Raw genomic sequence first — 23,061 nt, 5'->3', positions numbered from 1 at the left:
GGAGATGCACTTTATGACCCGCAGGTCACTCCGAGATGCGTGCTTTACGGTTTGTGGAGCATGGAAAAACAGAAAAAAGCGTCTCCCCTGACCTTGCCAGGGAAAGGTGATCCGCCTGCGTTACAGACGGATCACCTGATCAGGCAGGATTAACGCGCAGCCAGCGTGAAGCCCGGGCCATTGAGGTCAAGATTGCGACTGTAAGCTTCATCATGCGCGAACTGTGCCGACCATTTGTCGATCAGTGCCGCAAGCGCCTCGTCAGGAGCATTCACCACGCCGGAATGCACGACCTGGACATGGGGCGTCCAGACCGTCAGATAACCGGCCTGGGAAGCCTTGAGGCACAAATCGACATCGGACAGGGCCTCGGCAAAATCACCTTCATCCAGACCGCCTACCGAGTCAAACAACGACTTCTCGATCATCAGGCAAGCCGAGGACACAGCCGAGTAATTCTGCTCGACCACCAGACGGTGCATGTAGCCTCTGGATTTTTTCGACTCACCCACGAAGCCTGAACCGACACCGCCATTCAAGCCCAGAATCAGGCCCGCCTGCGTCACGGTACCTTCGCGATCCACCAGCCTGACACCAACGATACCGACTTCCGGACGCTGGGCCTGGTTGAGCAACGACTCGATCCAGCCAACGTTGACGATCTGGCTCTGGGCATCAAGCAGAATCAGGTACTCGCCCTTGGCTTCCTGGCTGACGAGGTTATTCAAGACCGCCGGGCTCAAACGCTGGTCAGACCTGAACACACGAACCCGGTTGGACAACTTCTCTTGCTGATCGAGCCAGGTCGACAGCTCAGGAGAACTGCTGTTGTTATCGGCAATCAACACTTCAAAGCGCTGATAACGGGTGCGCTGCAGAATGCTTTGCAGGCAGCGTTGCAACTGCGGCAGGTTGTCCTGGCTTTGCAGCAGGATCGAGACCATCGGCCGATGAGTGTGGCGGTAGTCGATCTTGTAGGTGCCCGGCAGTATCGAACTGACTTCAGCCTGATAGCCGCGCTTGCCAAGATGGCGAGTCAGCACCTTTTTCTCGTCTTCATTCTCCACAAGCTCGGGCGCTTCACAGATCAGAACCGGCTCACTCAGGTGCGCCAATCCGCTCATGCCACCCTGCTCGATCAAGCGCAGCAGCAGATCGAACTCCAGCGCTTTCGGGAATTCACGGGAGTAACCACCGGACTCGACCAGCAAGTCACGGCGGATCAGCCAGTGAGGCGCCATCAGCGCAGGCAGGCTTTGCAGCAGATCCAGGTTGAAGCCCGGACGGAACAGAGGTGCCAGCGTACCGTTAGGCTGACGATGGATTTCATCTACCGCCACCGCCCGGCATTGGGATGCGTCGATCAGTTCGATACTGGCCTGGAGCAGGCCGCTTTGGGTGAACTCTTCACCGGCACGCGCCAGCATCAGCCAGTCACTTGGAGACTGCTTGACCACCTGATTGATCTTGTCGACATAGTTGCTTTCGGTGACTTTCACGAAATGCAGGGTATTTTGCAGCGTGGTGGTCGCTGGCAGCTCACCCGTGGTGAAAACAATGACCTTGAACGCTCGATAATGACCATTGATCAAGCTATCGAAAGTGGCCTGCAATTTGAAAATATCGGCGTCAAGATCAAGCAGCAGAATGCCGACCTGCGAACCCGCCGGCTTTTTCTCCAGCCGGGCATTGAGCTTCTTCAGCTCTACAGGGCTCGGGCTGCGCGCACCCAGCCACTTGAGCAGACGACCGGAAGCCATGCCGTCGAGCAGTTTGCCGTTGTCATTGCCGGAAACAGCCTGCAGGCGCTTGCCCCAGGCCACGAGCCGCTCTGCCTCTTCCTCATCGTCTGCAGACTTGCCCAGCTCCTGAGCCAGTTTCTGCACAACGCCATGACTGAAGGCGTAGGCTCCATATGCCTGCCAGAGCCGGCTGACCAGCGTCTCGGCATCGGGGTTGCTTTGTGGGCGCAGCAGCTCGCTCTGCTTGAGTAACGCAGCTTCCAGCCCCTCCAGTTGCTGACGACCGGCCGGCAGGATATGAATCAGAAACTCGATCCTTGCCAGCTCGTCGAAAAATGACTGGTTGTAAAAAGGCATTTCGACGAACTGCTGGGGCTCGAAACGCGGCTCGGAACGCTCGAAGGCAACGCTCCATACCGCACTGACAATTTTTTCCTTGCCTTGAAAGCTCTGAGTGTCCAAGGACTCGCCCATAACCTCAAAACCGGCCAGAATCTGCTTTTTACCCTCTTCGCCCGCAAAGCCCGCAGCCGAACCCAGGACAGACACCAGCGTCTGGGCAAAACCTTCGCGCCCAGCCCTGGCCTTGGGATCCATATGCGTAAGCGCAGCATTGATCGCAGCATTATGACTCGACAGCACTTCTTCACTTTCAATGAAGTGCAGTCCATAGGGAACGGGCAGGACACGCAGTTTGGCAGCCGCTGCCAGATACGCCATGTAGCCGATTTCCTGCCAGTGCAGATCCGTATTTTCGGGTACAGCGGCGAACCACTGCCGGGCCAGTTCAGTTCGGGTGACGGCGTTGAGCAAGGAAATGCCCTCCCTCAGGAAGCCGACAAGCCGCTCACCCGGCTGATCCGATGAATGATCCTCGATGACCTTGCGATCGCGACGCAGATAATCCACCTGACCAACCTGGGCCTGATAGCTCAGGCTATAGCCCTGGCTAGCACCGTATTGGTCATTCTCTTCAAGAAAGCGCAATGCCTCAGTCAGTGCGCCTGGCAACAGGAAACTGCCGGCATCGAGATAGGCAACAAAAGGCGTGGTAACACGCTTGATGCCCTCGGCAATCCGGGCGCTCAGAGCCGCCTCGGCGAGTGCCGCATCGTGCAAGTACTCAAGGCCTGGGGTCCTGGCGATTTCGGTATCGGGTGCCCGAGATGTATCCACAACCACCAGAGCGCAGGGATAGTCGCTGTAGTACTTCAAGGCTCGGCGCAGGAAATCCGGCTGATCCTGAGCCAGCAACACCAATGTCAGACGCTGATTCAACGGCGTAGCTTCATTCCCGAAATTGCTTTGCATAGTCTTTCCCATAGCGAACCGATGACTCTCTCAACAGAGGGGACTGCTCGGCCCGCTGTTGAAGCAAGAGCAAAAACATAGCATCTCCAGCACAAGTCCTGCGCTGGAGAATATTCATTTTGTGCAGATCAATCCGGCAACCAGCCGTTGGCCCAGTACTGCAGATTCTCGCCGCGCAGCATGAAGTCACGCAGCACGGCTTCGCGCAGCTCGTCACCCATGCGATAGCTGGCATTGGGGTCGGACAGGTGCATGCGGATCGCCTGCAACCACTCATCCGAACTGTTGGTGTGGATGCGCGTGGCTGGCAAGTGACCGCGATAGGCCTCGGTATCCGAACAGATTACCGGGTAGCCGCAAGCCCCGTACTCCAGCAGACGCAGGTTACTCTTGCAGTCGTTGAAGATATGGAACTCCAGCGGTGCCAGAGCCAGATCCAGATTCAGGCTCGCCAGTTTGGCCGGGTACGTGCTCAGGTTTACAGCCGAATGGAATTCATGGATGTAAGGCCTGAGCAAATCAGGACACATGCCGAAGAAGACCCATTCCACTTCATCGGCCAGCTCGCGTATCACATCGACAATCAGCTCCAGATCACCCCGGTGGCTGGTTCCGCCGCCCCAACCGACCCGCGGCTTGCCGGAGCTACGACGCAAACTCCTGAGGTTGCTCCACAGATGGGGTGCCAGCATGTTGGGCACCACGCGAATATCGCTGTGCATGCTGGACAAGGCCTGAGCCAGTGGATGAGTCGACACCACGACCCGGTCACAGAGCCCGATCCCCTTGCGCAACATGGCCGCAATGTTGTCCGGCATATTGCGGCGATGCTCGTTTTTCTCGGGAACATCGGCGATGTAGTCATCCAGCTCGAAAATACGCATTGCGCTGGAGTAATTCTTTGCCAGGACAATATCCGGCACCTTGCCTTCGCTGTAGCGCCCCTGGAAGACGATGACATCAGGGGTCTGGCGCTCGATCTCGATAGCCGAAGGCGACTCGTAGGTCATTTTCCCGAGCACACGCCCGGCGGCCACCAGCTCCAGCAAAGGCTGACTGACCCGATAGTGACCCACCGCCGAGGAATTGACGGCCATGCCCAGAATCGAGGGCAAATGGCGAGTGCAGAACGGGTTCCAGCCTGCCAGCAACCCGGTTTCCAGATTGAAGGAGGATACCTCGCCCAGACACAGATTCGGGTTATAGGCCGGATCCCTGGCCATTTTCGGCAGCCATTTCAGGTAAAAGGACTTCTGCTCGTTATCAAGCTTCTCGCGAGAAGACTCCGAACGCTGAGCAGCGGCGGGCTCGGCCAGGACTACAGAGGAACATGGTGTTCCGACAATCAGATAACCTTCGCCACCAACGCGCATACACAGGTCAAGATCATGCAGCCCCAATGAGAATGAGGCCGCATCCATCCCGCCAACACTGTCAAATACCTCTTTGCGCACCATCAGACAGTTGCCGCTGACAGCACTCCAGTTTTGCGTCAGTTGCAGCCGATGCATGTAACCACTCGCCCCTGCGGGCAAGTTGATGAACGGCCTGCCTGCCAGCCCTTCCAACCCCAGCACCATACCGGCGTACAGGATATTGCCCTGCGGGTTGAGGATCCGCGAGCCGACAATACCGACCTCCGGACGCTGGGCATGATTAAGCAACTCGTCAAGCCACTCGGCCTGATGAATCAGCGCGTGAGGGCTGAGAGTAACCAGATACTGGCCGCGGGCATGGGAAGCCGCAAAGTTCTGCGTGGCCGCTTCATTACCAGCATCGGGCGAAACGAAAATCCGCAGTTTCTCGCTACCCAGTTCACCCATGGCAGCAAACCAGGCCCGGGCCTCGTCGCTCTCGCTGGCCTTGTCGACAATCAATACTTCGTAATTCGGATACCGGGTCTTGCTAAGCAAGCTGTCGAGGCAGCGTTCCAGATCGGCCAATTGATCACGGGTGCTGATGATGATCGAGACCAGAGGACTGGACGCATGCAGATACTCGATACGGTTGAGCAGCGGCAACTGGTCATGATGGATGACATGCTCCAGGCCGATACGCTGCAGATGAGTCGACACCAGAGGCTCGCTACGCTCGATCACTTCAGGCAGTGACAGCCATTGAGCAAACGACAGGCTGGACTCAACCTGTATTTCAGCAATGTGTTCGATGGTTTGCGGGCCAGCACTTTCCACCAGACGCCAGATCACATCATGGGGCGCCAGCTCGCCATGGGCCGAGTCAAAACCGCCCATTGTCAGCAGGTGTCGACGCTCGAACGCCAGCGTACGGCCCACATAAGGGTAACCTCGCATCAGATCGAGGTTGAAGTCCGGCTTGAACACCGGCTCCTGCGACTCGTCATCAACGATTGCGCCTTCATCACTGTAGACACACAACAGACCTGAAATCTGGGCGACACGCTCGGCCAGAACCAGCAGTGCAGGCTGGGTCAGACGGTCACCGGCACGCAGCAGGTACACCCAGTCGGCGTGCTCCAGCAGCGGCAGCACATCGTTCAGTTGCTGCGACCAATCGGCCTGTAGCGGGAAACGCAATACCTGCTGATCCTCAAGGCTGGCCGCATTGGTCAAGACCACAACGGACTCAGCCGGGTAATCCTGATCGGCAATGCTCTTGAGGGTCATTTCCAGCGCGTCGGGGTCATTCTGCGCATCGATCACCACAGGCACAATGCGTGGATTCCATGCCCAGCGCGCGATACGCTGCTCCAGTAGCTTTTTCTGAGGCTCAGTGAAGAGACGGCATGACAACCACTCGGCATAGAGCTCGGCGTAACTTTGACTGCCACTGCCGACCCGGCTGCGCATGATGCCTTGCCGGCTGGCCATGACGCCGTTCATGTCAACCTCATCCCACTCCCTTGGAGACTCCAGAGCCTTGTGCAAGGCCATGAAGCGCACCCAACCCTTGGCCGGTGCCTGCTCGCCGCTACGCGCCTTGAGCATCTCGTTCAGCCAACCCCATTCCGTGGTTGCAATGTGGTACATGTCCGGCTGACTGCTGAGGCGAGCTGGATGCAAGCGTTCAAGACATTCAAGACTGTTCAGCGCAATCAGGTTGCCGCGTCGCAAAAGGCAGTTGAACAACGCGAAGTCGAGCAGTGCAACAAAACCCTGCCCCGGCTGCGCCAATGATGGCAAATACTCCAGAACATCGGCTCTGCGCATCAGGGCGCTACTGAAACAACCCAGAGTATTGCGTGAGGTACGCTCGAAAATCGCCAGCATGTCCTCACCCTTGAACAGGGCATCGTAGGGAACAAGACCAACGTTCTCCATACGGGTCGGCAGCACATAGTCATCGACATCGACCAGATGTCGCTTGCCGACCACCAACTGGACATCAGGGCACATATCCAGTGCCTGAGCCTGGCGTGCGATGCAGTACGTGTACAGACGATCGTCATCACACAGGAACTTGATGTACTCGCCCTTCGATTCTTCAAGACACTTGAGCAAATTGCCTTGAAAGCCCAGGCGATAAGGATTGCCTACGTAGCGTGCAATGCCATCCGATGAGGGCACCAACTCGTCGAAGATCTCTTTGATTTCACCAGTCTGACAGTCGTCGCAAACTATGATCTCAAGATTGTCGTAGCTCTGAACCAGAGCACTTTGCAGCGCTTCGCGGAAGAACCGTGGATTGAGGGCGGGAATGACAATGCTGACGAGAGAAGTTTGATTCACAGTACGAACTCATGAGCGGCGGGAAACCAGCCAGTCGAATGGCTTCCCTCACCGCTGAAAAAAGACGGCGGATGCTCAATGCCAGGAATCAGATCTGGCTGAACAGGTTCAACTTGGACAGTTGGACAAAAACTGCCTGGGATGCGTCCAGCATAGTCTTCTGCAACGTCAGCCGGGTGGTTGCCTCAACCATGTCCGAGTTGACGAACGTACCCTGCTCAACCTCGTTATTGCCCTTGAGCAAGTCGTTGGTCACGCCTTGCGCAGTGGCAGCGACCTGACGCGCACCGCCAGCCGAGCGCGCAGTGGAAGCCTGCTCCATGCTGCTGATGATGTTGCCCAGCGCCGAGGACAACGCCGAATCCAGATTTTGAGAAGCAACCAGGTTGCCATCGGTAGGCGTAGTCAATGCCTTGATCGCGGCAGACAAGGTGTTCAGCACGTTTTCGGTCTGATGCGTAGAGGATTGCACCACGAACTGGTCACCGTTGGCCGGCGTGCCGCTGATGGTGAAGTTGACGCCCGCCGCATTGGCGGTTGTTCCGGTCAGCGTGCCTGTGGACACCGGCGTACTGCTGCTGGTGACGGGCGAGGCATACAGTTCGTAATTCGTGGCACTGGTGAACTTGAGAATCGCACCCGTGGTAGGGAATGTATTGTTGAACGCGGTCAGGTCCGCAGCGCTGGTCCCCACTACCGAACTGCTGATGTTCGCAGTCGAAGGGTTGCCCGGGCTACGGGAGGTGGTCACGCTGTCCGGCGTAGAAGCCAACTGATAGGTACGGTTGGTCAGGACCGCATCCGCAGCCGCAGTCGTGGCCCTTTCCGCCGCCGTCAGGTTGACGTTCATGGTCAGCTCGACACCGCGGAAAGTGAATGACTGATCATTGAAGCTGCCGTGGGTAAAATTACCCGCCGTCGAAGCATCGGCGGTCACATCATTGCCCGAACCATCCGTGATCTTGAACTGGGTGCTGCTCAGGAAGGTCAGCGTGTAAGGCTCGCCTGCCTGATAGTTGTTGTTATAGGCGTTGCTGGACTTCACCAGACCACCGGTCAACGAGACCTTGCCATCTTCCACAGCAGGGGAAGTCAATGTCGCCGAAGTACGGGAGGTGTTGACGGCCTGCTCGAACGCCTCGAAACCGGTGGTATTGCTTGCCAGGACCAGGCCATCACCCACCGCGAGGTTCACGTGGGTCTGGTCACCGTTGTAGCTGTAGGTGCCGTCGGCATTCTGCGAGTACGGAGGAATAGACGACTTTGAACCCGAGAACATGTACTGCCCGTTGGAGTCCTGGCTGTTCATCAGGCCCAGAATCTGGCTTTGCAACTGCTTGAGTTCATCTGCCGTGGAGATACGGTCCTTGTCGGTATACGAACCGTTACCGGCCTTGACGATCAGCTCCTGAGCAGTCTGCATGGCATCAATGATGCTGCTCAGCGCAGTTTCAGAGTTGGTGGTGTTGGTATTGATCGTGCCGATGTTCGACGAGTACTGGGTCAGCATGGAGTTCTGCTGTGCCAGTTGCAGCACACGCGACGCGCCCACCGGGTTATCACTGGCGGTATTGAGCTTGATCCCGCTGGAAACCTCTTCGCCAGTCTTGATCATGTTCGAATAGTTGCGCTGATAGTTTGAAGTCGTGGCTTCGTAGAACTGGGAAGTTGAAATACGCATGGTTCACGACTCCTTAAAGACTGTTGATCAGCGTGCTGAAAATGGTTTGTGCCGCCTTGATGATCTGCGAAGAGGCGGTGTAGTACTGCTGATACTTGATCAGGTTGGCCGCTTCTTCATCCAGGGACACGCCCGATACCGAATCACGCGCTGACTTGGCCTGAGCCAGAACGGCATCGGTGGCCGTCACATCACTCTTGCCCTGACTGGCGCGAGTACCGATCTTGGCGACCAGATCCCCGTAGGCACCCGACAGGCTGGTGCCGACACTGCCACCGGTCACGTCAACACTCTTGGCGGTCTGCAAGGCCACACCGGCCAGGGCGTTACGGTTGTCGGAAGAACCGGCACCGGTCATATCGATACTGAAGGTGTCATTGACGATTGGAGACCCCGAGAGCGTCATCTCGATCTCGAATGCGGTCTGGGTGCTTGGCGTGGTACGGGTATCGGTGTAGCCCACGCTGAGCTTGATATTATTGCTCTGCCCCTGAACGATGGAACCGCCCACGGCATTGCCATTCTGGTCGAGCACAGCTGCACCGGTGGAATCCACCAGCGTATAGCTCTGCACGCCTGTGCTGCTGACCGAGCCCATCACCAGTTTCATCGGGGTGGAGTTTTGCAGCGCATTGCGCAGATCACTGGTCTGGGTCGAATCGTAGATGTCGGCCTTGGTATTGAGGACCGGCTGGGTAAAGCCACCAGTACCGGAGTTGCTGACACCCGCCTTGGCGGTCAGTGGCGCAGCAGCGGCAATGTCCTTGGCGTCGGTCAGGGCAACAGCGATCCCCGAAGCACCGTTACGTGTTGGCGAGACCTTGAAAGAATCACCTGCGGCCAACGTATTGCCGTTGAGGCTTACAGTGAAGCCCTCGAACTGGGTCGGCGGGTTATCCGTCAACGAACCGGTGCCGACGCTTTCGCCATTGGGCAGGCGACGCACAGTGAAGTTGTTCGCATCGCTGAAGGTGACTTCGTAATCGTCGGCCGTCAGTTTGCTGGTGTCCTTGATCGTGACATCCAGATTGCCCGAACCTGCACTGTTACCCACCTTGCCGGTGCTGCGCTGTGTGATCAGATCAGCGCTGTTGATATTGGTGAACAGGCCCGAGCCGAAATTGCCCTTGCTGTCGATACCCTGACTCATCTGGCTGTTCATCTGATCAGCCAGCACCAGCGCCACCCGACCCAACTCATTGGATGCAGGCGTCAATACTTCGGAGCGATAACGCAACAGACCACCGATGGCGCCACCTGTCACTACCGAGGTAACGTCGGTGCTGGTCTGGCCTATCTTGATCTGCAGGTTGTACTGCAAAGGGTCGGTCTTGCTTGGACCAGCCGAAAGGGTCGCCGCTGTAGAACCACTCACCAGGGACTGCCCGGTACCAGTCATGACATCATAGTTGCCATTACTGCTTTCAAGCACCTTGACACCGATCAGCTCGTTGAGTTTGCGCACGGTTTCGTTGCGCGTATCAAGCAATGTGTTGGGTGTGGTATTTCCGGCAGAAGCTGCAGTGATCTGCTTGTTCAGGCTGGCAATCGTACTCGTCAGTTCGTTGACCTGAGCGGTCAATGTAGTCAGCTGTGCATTGACGTTCTCGTTCTGCGACGACAACTGTGAAGCAATCGAATTGAAACGGGCGCTCAACGCGCTTGCCTGGGTCAGGAAAGTCGAACGCTCTGCCGACTGGGTCGCATTGGAGGCAACGGATTGCAGGTCGGTAAAGAACTTCGACATCTGCGCCGCAACACCCGTGGTGCTGTCCGACAGCAAGGTATCGGTCTTGCTCGCCTGACCAGAGTAAGCCACTGCATCGGCACTGAGCGCCGTGCTGGTTTGCAATTGGGCGTCGAGATAGCCGTTGTAGATACGACGCACATCGGACAACGTGGTACCGGTACCGATGTAGCCGATACCCAGGCCAATGTTGATCTGCGCCGAAGCCGTGGTCATTACCTGCTGACGCGAATACCCGGCAGTGTCCACGTTGGCCGTGTTGTTACCGATGGTATTGATCGCGGCACTGCTGGCGGTAATACCCGAGAGCCCAATTGAAATCAGCGACATGATTCAAACCTTATAAAGTCGTGGAAGAGCCCGTTGCGGCGGCGTAGTTCTGGTAACTCTTCATCTGTTTCGCAATCTGCGAAATCTTGCTTGCGTAGGCCGGGTCCGTGGCGTAACCGGCCTTCTGCAATTCTTTTACATACTGTTCAGAGTTATCGGCGGAGTTGATGACTTCTTTATAACGATTGTTGTTCTGCAGCAGACTGACCAGGTCATGGAAGCTGTCAGCGTAGGAATCGTAGGAACGGAAGTCCGCCGTTTCCTTGACCATCTTGCCGTCACGGAACTCGCTGGTAATCGCACGAGCCTGCGCGCCCTGCCAACTGCCGGTTGCCTTGATGCCAAACAGGTTGTGGCTGCTACTGCCATCCTGTTGACGCATGATGGATTTACCCCAGCCGGTTTCCAGCGCAGCCTGCGCCACCAGCATGACGGGATCGACCCCGATACGCGCTGCCGCCTCCTTGGCCAGAGGCAACATGGTCGCCACAAACTGGTCGGAGTTGCTGAAGGCGCGCTTGGCAGGAGCCAATGGCGGCTGAGCCATGGTACGAACATATTGTGGCTCGGCAAGATTGGGGTCCAGCGTCCAGTCACCATTGCTGCCAGTCGCCGTCGCGCGCTGCGCAGACAATGGGCTATTGGTGTTGGCCGTTGCCGTCGAAGGCACAATCCCCAGCAACAATCGGTCAGTAAGCTTGCTGGGCAATGCCAGACGACGCGAATTGAGCAGCGCCATGTCATTGCGCCCCTCGACAGAGCCTGTAGCGCCCACCTTGTCTGCTGCCGCCGAGCGCGTCGCCCACAACGGACGCTGATAGACACTGGTGGCCAATCCCGTCTTGGCGGCATCCGCAGCGGCAGCCGGGCTTTCAGTCGTCGCAGCCGCGTGATTGACACCCTTGTCCTTGGACAACTGACGCATCAGCACATCCTGCAAGCCGATACCATTGGCGCGGGTCGACAAGGTCACTGCCAACTGCTGGTCATACATGTCCTGATACTGCCGTGTTGCCGCAGTATTCAGCGGATTGTCCTTGGCCAGGACTTCGTTGGCCGAACGCATGGCCTTGAGCATCTGGCTGACGAACAGCGACTCGAACTCCCGGGCAACCTTCTTCAGGTTTTCCGGGCTGTCCTTGTCGCCATTCTTCAAAGCGGCCAGACGATTGACGTCGGTATAGGCACCCGAATCGACCGTCGTGGAAATTCCGCTCTTGGGCATATCCATGCTCGATTCCTCAGATCACGATCAGGTCGGCTTGCAACGCGCCAGCCTGCTTCAATGCTTCAAGAATGGCCATCAAGTCGCCAGGAGCAGCGCCCACCTGGTTCACCGCACGGACGATCTCATCCAGCGTGGTGCCCGGGCCGAACTTGAACATCGGGTGCATTTCCTGCTGGGCGTTGAGCCTTGAACGCGGCACGACAGCCGTCTGCCCGTTGGAAAGCGCGCCGGGCTGACTGACGATCGGATCTTCAGTGATGGTCACGGTCAGGCTGCCGTGAGTCACGGCGGCTGGCGATACCTTGACGTTCTGACCGATCACGATAGTGCCGGTACGCGAGTTGATGATGACCTTGGCGGCGGTCTGGCCCGGATCGATTTCCAGGTTTTCCAGAATCGACAGGTAATCCACACGCTGCCCCGGATCCAGAGGCGCGGTCACACGAACCGAACCACCGTCCAGAGCCTGGGCGACGCCTGGGCCAAGCATGTCGTTGATCTTGTCCACAATGCGCTTGGCAGTGGTGAAGTCGGAGCGATTGAGGTTCAGCGTCAGGCTGTTGCCCTGATTGAAACCGCTCGGCACTGCACGCTCAACCGATGCACCACCCGGAATACGACCAGACGAAGGAACGTTGACAGTAATCTTCGAGCCGTCGCGACCTTCAGCATCGAAACCACCGACCACCAGGTTGCCCTGGGCAATGGCGTAGACGTTGCCATCGACACCTTTGAGCGGAGTCATCAACAGGCTGCCGCCGCGCAGGCTTTTGGAGTTACCGATGGACGACACACTGATATCCACCACCTGACCTGGCTTGGCGAATGGCGGCAGGTCCGCATAGACCGCTACTGCAGCAACGTTTTTCAACTGCACGGTGCCGGAACCGCTCGGCACCTTGATACCGAACTGCGACAACATGTTGTTGAAGGTTTGCAGAGTAAACGGCGTCTGAGTGGTCTGGTCACCCGTACCATTGAGGCCCACGACCAGACCATAACCGATCAATTGGTTGGCCCGGACGCCCGAGATACTGGCGATGTCCTTCAGGCGTTCGGCCTGAACACCGAAGGCGGTGGACAGCAGCAGGGTTGCCGCAATCAGTTGCTTGAACTTGATCATGTCTATCCCGCTATCAGAAAGGGAACAACGGGCTGAGGAAGAACCGGTCGAACCAGCCTGGCTGGTTGGAGTCGGCAAATGCACCAGTACCTGAATACGTAATACGCGCATCAGCCACTCGCGTGGATGACACAGTGTTATCGGTGGCAATGTCGTCGGCACGAATCAAACCGGCAATACGGACCAGCTCGTCACCGGTATTGAGGGTCAGCCATTTTTCGCCACGCACTGCCAGAATTCCGTTAGGCATCACATCAGCCACCGTCACCGTCACCGAACCGGTCAGGCTGTTGCTCTGGGCGGCCTGCCCCTGACCTGCGGTAGAACGTGCTCCTGTGTAACCGGCATTCAGGCTCAGATCGTTACTGCCGATCGGGTTATTGGTCGTCAACCCGGAACCGAACAACGAAGTCAGACCCAGGTTGGCAGTGCTGTCCTTGGTAATGGCAGAACTGGCAGCCTTGCTGGAAGCCATACGCTCGGAAAGCGTGATAGTGATGATGTCACCCACCCGGAAGGCCTTGCGGTCGCCGTACAGGTTCTGCTCGAAACCGGCCTGATAGATCGCGCCATTGTTGGCAGCGGCAGACATGGGCGTGCGCGGCAACACCGGCGCGTAATAAGGGTCATTAGGCTTGGCAGAAGGCGCCACACAGCCTGACAGCAAAGCGATCCCGCACAAGGGGGCGATCAATACTGAAAAACGCAGAACACTAAGGCGTTTCATGACACTTGAAACCTCGCGGTGTAGCAGGCGCCGATCGGGCGCCCTGTCGATTTGAGCAGATACATCAGGGTCTTACAGATTCTGAGTCAGGTTCTGCAACATCTGGTCGGCAGTGGAGATCACTTTGGAGTTCATCTCGTAGGCACGCTGAGTGGTGATCATGTTGACCAGCTCTTCAACCGTGCTCACGTTGGAGTTTTCCAGAGTGTTCTGCAGGGTCGTACCCAGGCCGTTCAAGCCAGGAGTACCCACTTGAGGCGCGCCGCTGGAACCGGTTTCCAGGTACAGGTTGCCGCCAATGGCCTGCAGACCGGCCGGGTTGATGAACTCGGCAGTCTGAATATTGCCGATGACCTGCGGCGTTGCAGTAGCACCCGCCACAGTGATCGAAACAGTACCGTCCTGACCGACCGTGAAGGTCTGGGCGTTTTGTGGAACGACAATCGCAGGCTCCAGGGCATAGCCATTGGCAGTCACGATCTGGCCGTTGGCATCCAGGTGGAAAGTACCGTCGCGGCTGTAGGCGATGGTGCCGTCAGGCTGCGAGATCTGGAAGAAACCGCGACCATTGATTGCCAGGTCCAGAGGGTTTTCCGTGGTTTGCAGGCTGCCTGCGGTGAAGTTCTTTTGCGTGCCGACAATGCGCACACCGGTACCCAGTTGCAGACCGGACGGCAGTTCGCTGTCCTGGGTCGACTGAGCACCTGGCTGACGCTTGATCTGATAGAGCAAATCCTGGAATTCGGCACGATCACTCTTGAAACCTGTGGTCGAAACGTTCGCCAGGTTGTTGGAGATTGTGGTCAGGTTGGTGTCCTGAGCAGCGAGGCCGGTTTTCGCAACATATAGTGCAGGAAGCATTCGTTTTCTCCTCAAGCGCCGGATTGTCGACGCAAGCTGTCAATGGTTAGCCAAGTTGCAAGACGCGAGCCATCGCCTGATCATCTTCTTCAGCTGTTTTCATCATTTTGACGTGCAATTCAAACTGCCGGGCCAAGGCCAGTACCGAGGTCATTTCCTCCACGGCATTGACGTTGCTCGCCTGCAGAAAGCCGGACTCGACACGCACATTGGCGTCGACCGGCGCAGCCTGGCCACTCTTGGTGTGGATCAAACCGTCAGGGCCTTTTTCCATGGTGCTCAGGTCAGGGTTGACCAGCTTGATACGGTCAACTTCCGCCATGACCTGCGGGCTTTCACCCATCGAGCGAATACTGATCGTGCCGTCGGCACCGATTTCGATCTGCTGCTCAGGCGGCACGGCAATCGGCCCGCCGTTGCCCATGACCGGCAAACCACTGCCGTTGCGCAGCACACCCAGAGCATCGATATTCATGCCGGCACTGCGGGTATAGGCCTCACCACCATCGGCAGTCTGAACCGCAATCCAGCCATCACCCTTGACGGCGACATCCAGCTCACGACCGGTCTGGACCAGCGCGCCACCGGAAAAGTCAGTACCCGGACGTTCGCCCATCGCATAGGCACGCGAAGGCATGACCTCGCCAAATACCGGCATCGAACGGGCCTGTTGCAGGTCGCGCATGAAGCCATTGGTCGATACGTTAGCCAGGTTGTTGGCATGAACCTTTTGCGACTGAGCGTTTTCAGACGCCCCGCTCATTGCGACATAAAGCAACTTGTCCACAGTCTTCCTCCTCCGACAGACGCTTGCCGCCTGTAGCTGTTCTGCATGGGAGAAAGCAATTTTTGAACCAACTTTTCAGAATGGATACAAACGCCTGATTCTCTTGTAAAAACCGGAGCATGCCGGACAACCTTCGGCACCGCGCCACACAAGAGCGGCGGTAGATTGCCGCCACCCAGCAAACCGGCCTGACACACCGCCAAAAAAACTTCGCTCACCCTGACCGATACGCCTGACGAGGGTGATAATCTTGCCGGGAACCCACATAACGGGAATCGTCATGCACTTTCGAGCGCGTCTTCTCGCCAGCATTGCAGCCCTGCTGATGACCAGCCCCCTCCTCGCCCAGGCCGCTCCTGCGCCTTATTACAGATGGCAGGGCGACAGCAGGATCGTCTGCGCCCAGACCAGCCCGGGACCGGGATGGAAACGACTGAACGGCTCGTTTATCAAGTCCGACTGCTCGGTCTGAACAGCACCCCGAAAAGCGCTCCCTGCATCGGATTTCACAACCGCCACAAACAAGAAAGCCCCTCGCAAGGGGCTTTCTTCAACACTTCATCAAACCTGATTATCAGGTCATCTGAATAGTGGTCTGCATGATGGTGCTTTCAGTCGAAATGGTTTTCGCATTCGCCTGATAGTTGCTTTGCGCCTTGATCAGGTTGACCAGCTCCAGTGTCAGATCGACGTTGGAGTCTTCCAGCGCCTGGCCCGTGATGTAACCCAGAGTGCCTGACTGCGGAACACCGGTCACAGGCAAACCAGAGGCGAAGGTTTCACGCCAGTTAGTACCACCCGCCGGAGAGAGCCCCTGCACGTTGGCGAATGTCGTCAGAGAAACCTGACCAATCACCTTCGACTGACCATTTGTGTAGGACGCAAACAGGTTGCCACTGGCATCCACGCTCATATCCTTGATCTGTCCGGCTGCATAACCATTCTGGGTCTGAGTGATAGGACCCGAAACAGAAGCCGTCTGGGTAGCCTGAGTCATGTCCAGCCTGATACCCGAAGTGACGCCAACAGCACCGTTGGCAACCCAGGTCGCCGAGGTACCCGTACCGGTTTGCATGGCAGGGACCCAATTGTTGACCTGGAAAGTACCATCGGCATTGACTGCAACGTTGGTACTGGCCGACGGAACAGACGGGGTTGCCGCCGTATTGATGACCATGTTGCCGGACGTGTCGAAAGTCAGGTCGTTACGGTCAGCTGTGGTACTGGCCGGGTTGCTGATACTGCGACCATCGATCAGCGAATACATGGCCCAGGTGTTGGTACCTGTTTTAGCCAGGTAAGTTTCCAGAGAGTGCTCGTTACCCTGAGAATCGAAGACCTTGGTGCTATAGGTAAAGTTATAGCTATTGGTATTCGTCGCATCGAAAGGCGTGATAGTCGGAACTGTAGAGGTCGAATTAAGGTTGGCGACGTTGGTGATAATGCTGGTCGGACTCGCCGCCTGATTTGAACTGTCAACCCTCAGGTTGCCCGAGACACCAACAGCAACATTGCCGTTCGCATCAACGTTGTAACCCTGAAGATTCATACCCGCACTATTGACGACGAAGCCATCCTTGTCGGTACGGAATGCACCGGCACGGGTATAGAGCGTCTCGCCGCTGTTGCTGAGCATGAAGAAGCCATTACCGTTGATTGCCAGGTCCAGACTGTTACCCGTCCCAGTGGTAAGACCGCCTTGGGCAAACTGCTGAGAAACGGCAGCCGTGGTCACGCCACTACCAATACTGGTGCCGCCGGAAGTGCCACGAATCGACTGAGCATACTGATCAGCAAACTCGATACGCGATTGTTTGAAGCCTGTTGTCGCCACGTTGGCAATGTTGTTGCCGGTAACGTCGAGACTTTTGTTTGCCGCATAGAGCCCACTAAGGCCGATATTGAATGACATGTACCACTCCTACGCCGTCTAGTCGGCTCTATATTCCGATTGATTGCACTTTGGACAAAGCGATCGAACTGCCGCCAGCCAGGTTTAGAGTCATTTCCCCGCCACTCACAGCCGTGGTCACACTGTTGACCGTTGCTGGAAGATAAGTCGAGAGACCATTGTTTGTGCCGTTGATAGTGCCATTTGCAATAAAACTGTAGGTACCGGACGGCATGGCGGTGCCCTCACTATTGAGGCCATCCCAGGTGAAACTTGCATTGCCTGCACTTCTGGAACCCAAATCGATGGTATCGACCAGATTATTGCTGGCGTCGTAGACCTTGACCGTCGTCGCTGACGTTGAAGCAGGCACTACAACAGAACCAGTCAAACCTTTACTGGTATCCACCTGAGCGGTACCGGTTTCGACAATCACCGAACGACCCACCAGCGAAGAAGCCTGCAATGCCTGCGAGGACTTGTAGCTGGTCGCAATCGAGTCAACGGTCGACGTCAGGTTCTGCATGCTTTCCAGACTACTGAACTGCGCCAACTGCGCAACGAATTGCGTGTTGTCCTGCGGATCCAGCGGGTTCTGGTTCTTCATCTGCGTGACGAGCAACTGCAGGAACGCATCCTTGCCCAGCGCTTCGCCCGAACTGCTCGCACTGGCTTTGGGGTTCTGCAGCGAACTTATAAAATTCGTCGAGACATCGTTTTCAACGGCCATAACTTTCGCCCTTTATCACTGACCGAGGGTCAGAACCTTCTGCATCATGGATTTTGCGGTGTTCATGATTTCGGCGTTCGTCTGGAACGAACGGCTGGCGGAAATCATGTCGGCCATTTCTTCCACGACATTGACGTTGGGGTAATAGACATACCCGTTCTTGTCGGCAGAAGGGTGATTAGGCTCGAAGCGCGCCTCAAGGTTGGAACTGTCTTCAATGATGCCGCTGACCTGAACGCCCTGACCGGCATCGCCCTGATCCTGAAACAGCGAGCCACCGTTGGACTGCTGACCCTGCAACACGGTCGCAAATACCGGGTGACGGGCACGGTAAGTCTGATCCATGCTCGATGAAACAGTCTCGGCGTTGGCGATGTTACTGGCCGTGGTGTTCAGACGTGTGGTCTGGGCACTCATGGCGCTGCCGGCAATGTTGAACACATTGGCTAGTGACATGAATTATTCTCCGCGCAGGGCTGAAACCAGCCCTTTGAACTTGCTGTTAAGCAGGGTGAAACTGGCCTGGAAACCCATGGCGTTATCGGTGTAGCTGGCCTGCTCGACCTGCGAATCAACGGTGTTCTGGTCCAGCGAAGGCTGAGACGGAGTGCGGTACATCAACGTACCGTCGCCACTGCTCATGCCCTCGGCTTCGATATGACGGCTATTGGTCATGTTCAGCGCAAAACGACCGTTCTGAGCCTTCTCGCTTTCGGCGGCCAGCACCGAGGAGAAATCCAGATCACGGGCCTTGAAGTTCGGGGTATCGGCGTTGGAAATGTTGTTGGCCAACACCTCTGCACGCTGAGCCCGGAAGTTAAGGGCCTTTTCGTGTATGCCTAATGCTTTATCGAAGCTGATGCTCATTTCGGGAAACCTTTGCCGGTTGACCTGATTCTCGTATCACTGAGAAAGCAATCAGCGTGCCAAATCCACAAAACCAGTGTTTACGGGGGTTGTAGCGACGGCCAGAGCGGCAATGCCAGAAAAGCGGCAAGGCATTTCCGCTATGAGAGGGTAAAGCGGCAAGGGATGTGTCGTTTTTTTGCCATGTCAGCGGCAGGCATGGCCGGCCGCTGACAGCAGAAATCCCCGAGCCCGTCACTGTGCAGTGGCAGGCAACTCGACATAACCGGGTTTCAAGCCCGAAACTTCGACACCCTGAGGCATCGCACGGCCGACAGTGACAATGACCTGCTGCGGCGCATCGGCCATTTCCTGTCGATAGACAACAAAGGTCCTGCCTTCAGCATCCTGGCGCAAGGCTTCAGGAGCAAGTACGAAACCGTTTTCAGCGCGGTAAGTCACGATAGCCAGCCGCGCACTCATGCCAAGGCGCACTTTCGATTGCTGAGCAGCGGTCAAGGAAGCGATGTTTATGACAACTTCATAAGTCGTACCGCCACCGAACATATCGGAGGCCACACCCTGGGCAGCAATGGAAGAAATGGCCCCATCGAGGGTAATACCATCGAAACCATCACCCGTGACCTGCACAGGCATACCCTCAGCCAACTGATGCAGATCCGCCTCTTCGACACGAGCAACCGCCCTGATCTGTTCCAGGCTGGCCAACTCAAAAAGCGGTACACCCTGAGCCATGCGCATTCCTTGCTGGACCAAAGGAGAGGCGCCCCCTTCAGGCCTCTGGGGACGCAATACAATGCCGGCAAACGGAGCCTCGATTGTGCGCCGGGCATGCAGCGCCTGCAAAGCCTGATAGCGTGACTGGGCATTGGCCAGTTCCATTTCAGCTATCTGCCGGTTTTCCCCTTTCCCCTTCTCCATCACGGTGCGTAACTCCGCCTGAGAGGCAACCATATCAAGCTGCTGCATTCTGGCTTGTTGCTCAAGCGCCTCCACATCCATGCGAGCCACAATACCGCGCTCAAACAAGCGGCGAGTGTCAGCCAGTTTTCGCTCGGTATCACTCAAACCATATTGCGCAGTGGTCACGGTACGCCGCGCCCGTGCCATTTCCTCGCCCTGCGCCCAGTTCTGCATGTCCTTTACTGACCGCTGAAGCTTCAATTGAGCGGCAAGCGCCTCACGCAACTGAATATCCAGTTGTGCCGTATCCAGCGTCAGCAAATGCTTGCCACGCTCGACCTGCTGCCCTTCGACAACAGTAACCTCCTGCACAACACCCTCAAAGGGAGCCGCCAGAGTCGAGCGGCTGGCAGCTTCGATTCGCCCAACCAGCCCCAACTGGTTTTCCAGCAACTGCGGCTGCACAGGAACCCAGCTGACACCCGGAGATATCGGCTCAAGCCGCGATTGATAGCCATAGACAATGCCCGCAAAAAGCCCGGCCGCAACAACACCCGCGACAATAGCCCGGCCACTGACGCGAGATATGCGTAATCGCGCCAGATACTTAGTCATTGAGATCAATCTCCCAGCTCTCCAGGGTCGTACCCAGCCTCTGATCCAGGTCAGTCTGAGCATTAAGATAGGCAATCAATGCATTAAGGCGAGCATTCTCCGCGTTACGCAGATCCGCCTCGAAACTCAAGACCTGGAAGTTACTGGAACGACCGGCCTGCAACTTTTCCCGTTCGATATTCAGCTTGCGCAACGACAATTCACGGGCGCGCTGGGAAATCTCATACTGCCGCCAGCGCGTCCCCAGATCGCGCACCCCGTCACCGACATCACGCGCCAGGGACTGATTGGCCTCAGCCAGAAGCAGATCCTGATTTTCCACATCGACCCTTGCCCGAACCTCGGCTTGCCGCCGACTTAAATCACCAATCGGAATGTCGACCTGAATACCGGCATAGCCTTCCCAGGTGCGTGTAGTGCCCGGACCAAAGTCATTCTGAATGCGATCACGGATCTGAGAAGCACCGCCGATCAATGACACATCCCACAGCCGATCATTGCGGGCGACAGCGAGGTTGATTTCCGCCTGCTTGGTGGCGATCAACCGCGTGAGATAGGCAGGCTGTCGCTCTTGGGCCGTTGCAAGCGCCTGCGTCAGCCCCACCTCTATGCGGCGAGCCTCAAGCACCTCCGCCGCTCGCACTCGCGTCCCGAGGTCCAGAGCCAGAAGACGCAGCAACTCAAGACGACTGGCATCCAACTGATTGGAAGCCTCTTCGATGGCCAGCTCCTGAGTGGCGACATCGGCTTCAGTCTGAACGATATCGAACTCGGCCATCTGCCCCGCAGAAATCATGGCCCTGTTCGCGTCAAGCAACTGGCGTGATCGCTCCAGAGCATCGCGCGCGATACGCACCTGCTCCTGAGCGCGCAGCAACTCACGATAACCCGTGATGATCTGGGTAATGGTGTCCGAAACCGTCGACTTCAGAGCCAGACGGTTGACCTTTTCTGCAAGCACAGCCAGACGCACGGGAGCGGTGGCAATATCTTTCCCGGCACCGCGCAACAAAGGCTGAATGATGGTCAGGGTTGCACCATCATTACGACTGCGGCCGGTACTGTCGGCAAGCGTCAACTGGTTAGTCCAGGCCAGACTGAGCTGGGTACCGTACTCACCCAGCATTGTGGTTTGCGGGATAACCTGGGTCTGGCGATAGCTATCACTCTGACTGCGGTTGGCCAGATAACGACTGCTCAGAACGAGCTTGGGTGTAAAACGGTCCTTGGCAACCCGCAAGTCGAATTTCTGCGCAATACGCTCCAGATAAGCACTGCGGATGGAACGGTTTGCGCGCAATCCCAAAAATACGGCATCAGCCAGAGTAAGGTCGATCGTCTGCTCATTCAGCGAAACAGTCCTGGCCGGCATGCTCGGGGCATCAGGAGCCAAAGGCGCAGCAAGCGAAGGCTGGACACTGTAAAAAACCAGGCAGATCACTGCCGCGAAACGATAAAGATCAGTCATCGCGCAACGCCTGTACCGGCTCAAGCCGGGCTGCCATGAGGGCCGGGTTCAAGCCAAAGAAAAGCCCCACCAGCAGCGAGCTGGTAATGCCAAGGGGAAGAGAAGGAATAGAAAGCGTAAAGCCCCAGCCCGACACCACCGAAAACAGCCATGCCGCCAGCAAACCGATGCATGCACCCACCGACGCTCCAGCGATGGACAGCACAGCAGCCTCCAGCAAGAACAGCCGCCCGATATCCAGTGGCCTTGCCCCCAGCGCCATGCGAACACCGATTTCCCGGCGGCGCTCGGAGACATTCATCACCATCACGTTCATGACCCCGACCCCGCCGACAAGCAGGGAAATACCGCCAAGGCCTGCCAGCAGATAGGAAAAGGTGCGGGACTGTTGGGCCATGCCGTCAATCAATTGCTGGGGAATCTGCACCTGAACATCTCGTCCCGGCGCCAATGGCTGCAGAAAGTCCGTCAGGGCTTTGCCATCCTGCTCAAGGGTTTCACTCCCTCTCCCCCTGGCGACGATATTACTGATTTCAGGTTTTGAACTGATCCGCCGCATGCCCTCTATCGGCACGACAATAGCCTGATCGACAGCGACGGGAATAAGTGGATTCTGCCCGTGATCGGCCAGTATCCCGACCACTTCGAAGAGATAACTGTCGACCTGTATATGCCTGCCTGCCACATCCTGAATATTCAGGATGCCCAGATCCCTGGCCACTTGCGCGCCCAGCACGGCATAAGTACTTCTAGCGTCATGACGAGAAAGAAACCGGCCTTGAGTTACCCGAAGCCCCAGGACCGCCTTCAAATCACTGGATGTGCCGACAACACTTGCATTGTGCGCACGGCCATCAAAACGAACCCTGGTCGAAAGCACGATGAGGGGCGCGATATCAAGGATTCCGGGGACTGCATCCATGACAGCCTGGCTATCCAACGTAGAGGGCGCCGGACGCACCTTGACCCCAGGCATTGCCGCAAAGCTGACGACCAGCATATCGCTGCCGAGCCCCTTGAATGCACTGATTGCCTCGTTGGCCGCGTTCTGACCGATATTCAGCAAGGCAACTACGGAAGCGCACCCCACAGCGATCCCCAACAAGGCAAGCAACGACCTGCGCCCCAAAAGACGCAAACTGTTCAAGGGCTCCATGAAGATCTGCCCAAGCGACGGGCCGTAACGTACAGACTTATTCTCAGGCATGTGCAATCCCGACAGACGACACATGCTCTTCAAGGCAACCGTCTTTTACATTCAGGCATCGCTGCATGTGCCGGGCCATGGCGTTATCGTGAGTCACCACGATCAGCGTGACGCCCTGCTCCCGATTCAAGGAAAG

17 protein-coding genes are annotated in these 23,061 nt (G+C 56.9%); 1 reads left to right on the top strand and 16 read right to left on the bottom strand.

The annotated features are described in order from the left end of the window. Positions 1-149: 149 nt before the first annotated feature. The 9 genes from JL015_RS10465 to JL015_RS10425 all read right to left on the bottom strand — a co-directional run bounded on the left by JL015_RS10465 (position 150) and on the right by JL015_RS10425 (position 15,244). Entirely contained in the window at positions 150-3,053 is a 2,904-nt protein-coding gene (locus tag JL015_RS10465; RefSeq protein ID WP_201018428.1) for a TIGR00180 family glycosyltransferase, read from the bottom strand. Between the two features lie 128 nt (positions 3,054-3,181). Beyond that, complete coding sequence (locus JL015_RS10460) at positions 3,182-6,760, bottom strand: glycosyltransferase (protein ID WP_201018427.1); 3,579 nt, start codon at positions 6,758-6,760, stop codon at positions 3,182-3,184. 88 nt (positions 6,761-6,848) lie between these two features. After that, positions 6,849-8,441: a flagellar hook-associated protein 3 gene (locus JL015_RS10455; RefSeq protein ID WP_201018426.1), complete on the bottom strand. Its 1,593-nt coding sequence runs from the start codon at positions 8,439-8,441 to the stop codon at positions 6,849-6,851. 13 nt (positions 8,442-8,454) lie between these two features. Then, positions 8,455-10,518: a flagellar hook-associated protein FlgK gene (gene flgK / locus JL015_RS10450; protein WP_201018425.1), complete on the bottom strand. Its 2,064-nt coding sequence runs from the start codon at positions 10,516-10,518 to the stop codon at positions 8,455-8,457. A gap of 10 nt (positions 10,519-10,528) precedes the next feature. Next, positions 10,529-11,749 (bottom strand): flagellar assembly peptidoglycan hydrolase FlgJ, encoded by a 1,221-nt coding sequence (gene flgJ / locus JL015_RS10445; protein WP_201018424.1) that lies wholly within the window; start codon positions 11,747-11,749, stop codon positions 10,529-10,531. A gap of 10 nt (positions 11,750-11,759) precedes the next feature. Further along, positions 11,760-12,869 (bottom strand): flagellar basal body P-ring protein FlgI, encoded by a 1,110-nt coding sequence (locus JL015_RS10440; RefSeq protein ID WP_025260912.1) that lies wholly within the window; start codon positions 12,867-12,869, stop codon positions 11,760-11,762. Positions 12,870-12,882: 13 nt separating this feature from the next. After that, the gene (gene flgH, locus JL015_RS10435; protein ID WP_201018423.1) at positions 12,883-13,596 is read right to left on the bottom strand and encodes a flagellar basal body L-ring protein FlgH; all 714 of its coding nucleotides are present in this window, start codon (positions 13,594-13,596) and stop codon (positions 12,883-12,885) included. Positions 13,597-13,668: 72 nt separating this feature from the next. Beyond that, positions 13,669-14,457 (bottom strand): flagellar basal-body rod protein FlgG, encoded by a 789-nt coding sequence (gene flgG, locus JL015_RS10430; protein ID WP_201018422.1) that lies wholly within the window; start codon positions 14,455-14,457, stop codon positions 13,669-13,671. Between the two features lie 46 nt (positions 14,458-14,503). Further along, complete coding sequence (locus JL015_RS10425) at positions 14,504-15,244, bottom strand: flagellar basal body rod protein FlgF (RefSeq protein ID WP_201018421.1); 741 nt, start codon at positions 15,242-15,244, stop codon at positions 14,504-14,506. Positions 15,245-15,524: 280 nt separating this feature from the next. Here JL015_RS10425 and JL015_RS10420 point away from each other — a divergent pair, with 280 nt between their 5' ends. Continuing rightward, positions 15,525-15,716 (top strand): hypothetical protein, encoded by a 192-nt coding sequence (locus tag JL015_RS10420; protein ID WP_201018420.1) that lies wholly within the window; start codon positions 15,525-15,527, stop codon positions 15,714-15,716. Positions 15,717-15,818: 102 nt separating this feature from the next. Here the strand turns inward: JL015_RS10420 and flgE are convergent, their stop codons facing one another. The 7 genes from flgE to JL015_RS10385 all read right to left on the bottom strand — a co-directional run bounded on the left by flgE (position 15,819) and on the right by JL015_RS10385 (position 22,925). Next, positions 15,819-17,156, bottom strand: coding sequence for a flagellar hook protein FlgE (gene flgE, locus JL015_RS10415; protein WP_201018419.1), 1,338 nt, complete (start codon positions 17,154-17,156; stop codon positions 15,819-15,821). A 28-nt stretch (positions 17,157-17,184) separates the two neighbouring features. Next, entirely contained in the window at positions 17,185-17,865 is a 681-nt protein-coding gene (locus JL015_RS10410; RefSeq protein WP_201018418.1) for a flagellar hook assembly protein FlgD, read from the bottom strand. 15 nt (positions 17,866-17,880) lie between these two features. Further along, positions 17,881-18,321 carry a flagellar basal body rod protein FlgC gene (gene flgC / locus JL015_RS10405; RefSeq protein WP_201004738.1) on the bottom strand — a complete coding sequence of 147 codons (441 nt, stop codon included), beginning with the start codon at positions 18,319-18,321 and terminating at the stop codon, positions 17,881-17,883. A 3-nt stretch (positions 18,322-18,324) separates the two neighbouring features. Next, entirely contained in the window at positions 18,325-18,732 is a 408-nt protein-coding gene (flgB, locus tag JL015_RS10400; RefSeq protein WP_201004739.1) for a flagellar basal body rod protein FlgB, read from the bottom strand. A 234-nt stretch (positions 18,733-18,966) separates the two neighbouring features. Then, complete coding sequence (locus JL015_RS10395; RefSeq protein WP_201018417.1) at positions 18,967-20,250, bottom strand: efflux RND transporter periplasmic adaptor subunit; 1,284 nt, start codon at positions 20,248-20,250, stop codon at positions 18,967-18,969. Next, the gene (locus JL015_RS10390; protein ID WP_201018416.1) at positions 20,243-21,718 is read right to left on the bottom strand and encodes a TolC family protein; all 1,476 of its coding nucleotides are present in this window, start codon (positions 21,716-21,718) and stop codon (positions 20,243-20,245) included. The genes JL015_RS10395 and JL015_RS10390 overlap by 8 nt, the downstream gene beginning before the upstream one ends. Next, positions 21,711-22,925, bottom strand: a complete 1,215-nt coding sequence (locus tag JL015_RS10385) for an ABC transporter permease (RefSeq protein WP_236124211.1) — start codon at positions 22,923-22,925, stop codon at positions 21,711-21,713. Before JL015_RS10385 ends, JL015_RS10390 begins: the two co-directional genes overlap by 8 nt. Positions 22,926-23,061 lie beyond the last annotated feature (136 nt).

Source organism: Pseudomonas cichorii, assembly GCF_015471405.1.
Classification (GTDB): domain Bacteria; phylum Pseudomonadota; class Gammaproteobacteria; order Pseudomonadales; family Pseudomonadaceae; genus Aquipseudomonas; species Aquipseudomonas serbiensis.
This window is presented reverse-complemented; position numbering and strand designations above follow the sequence as displayed.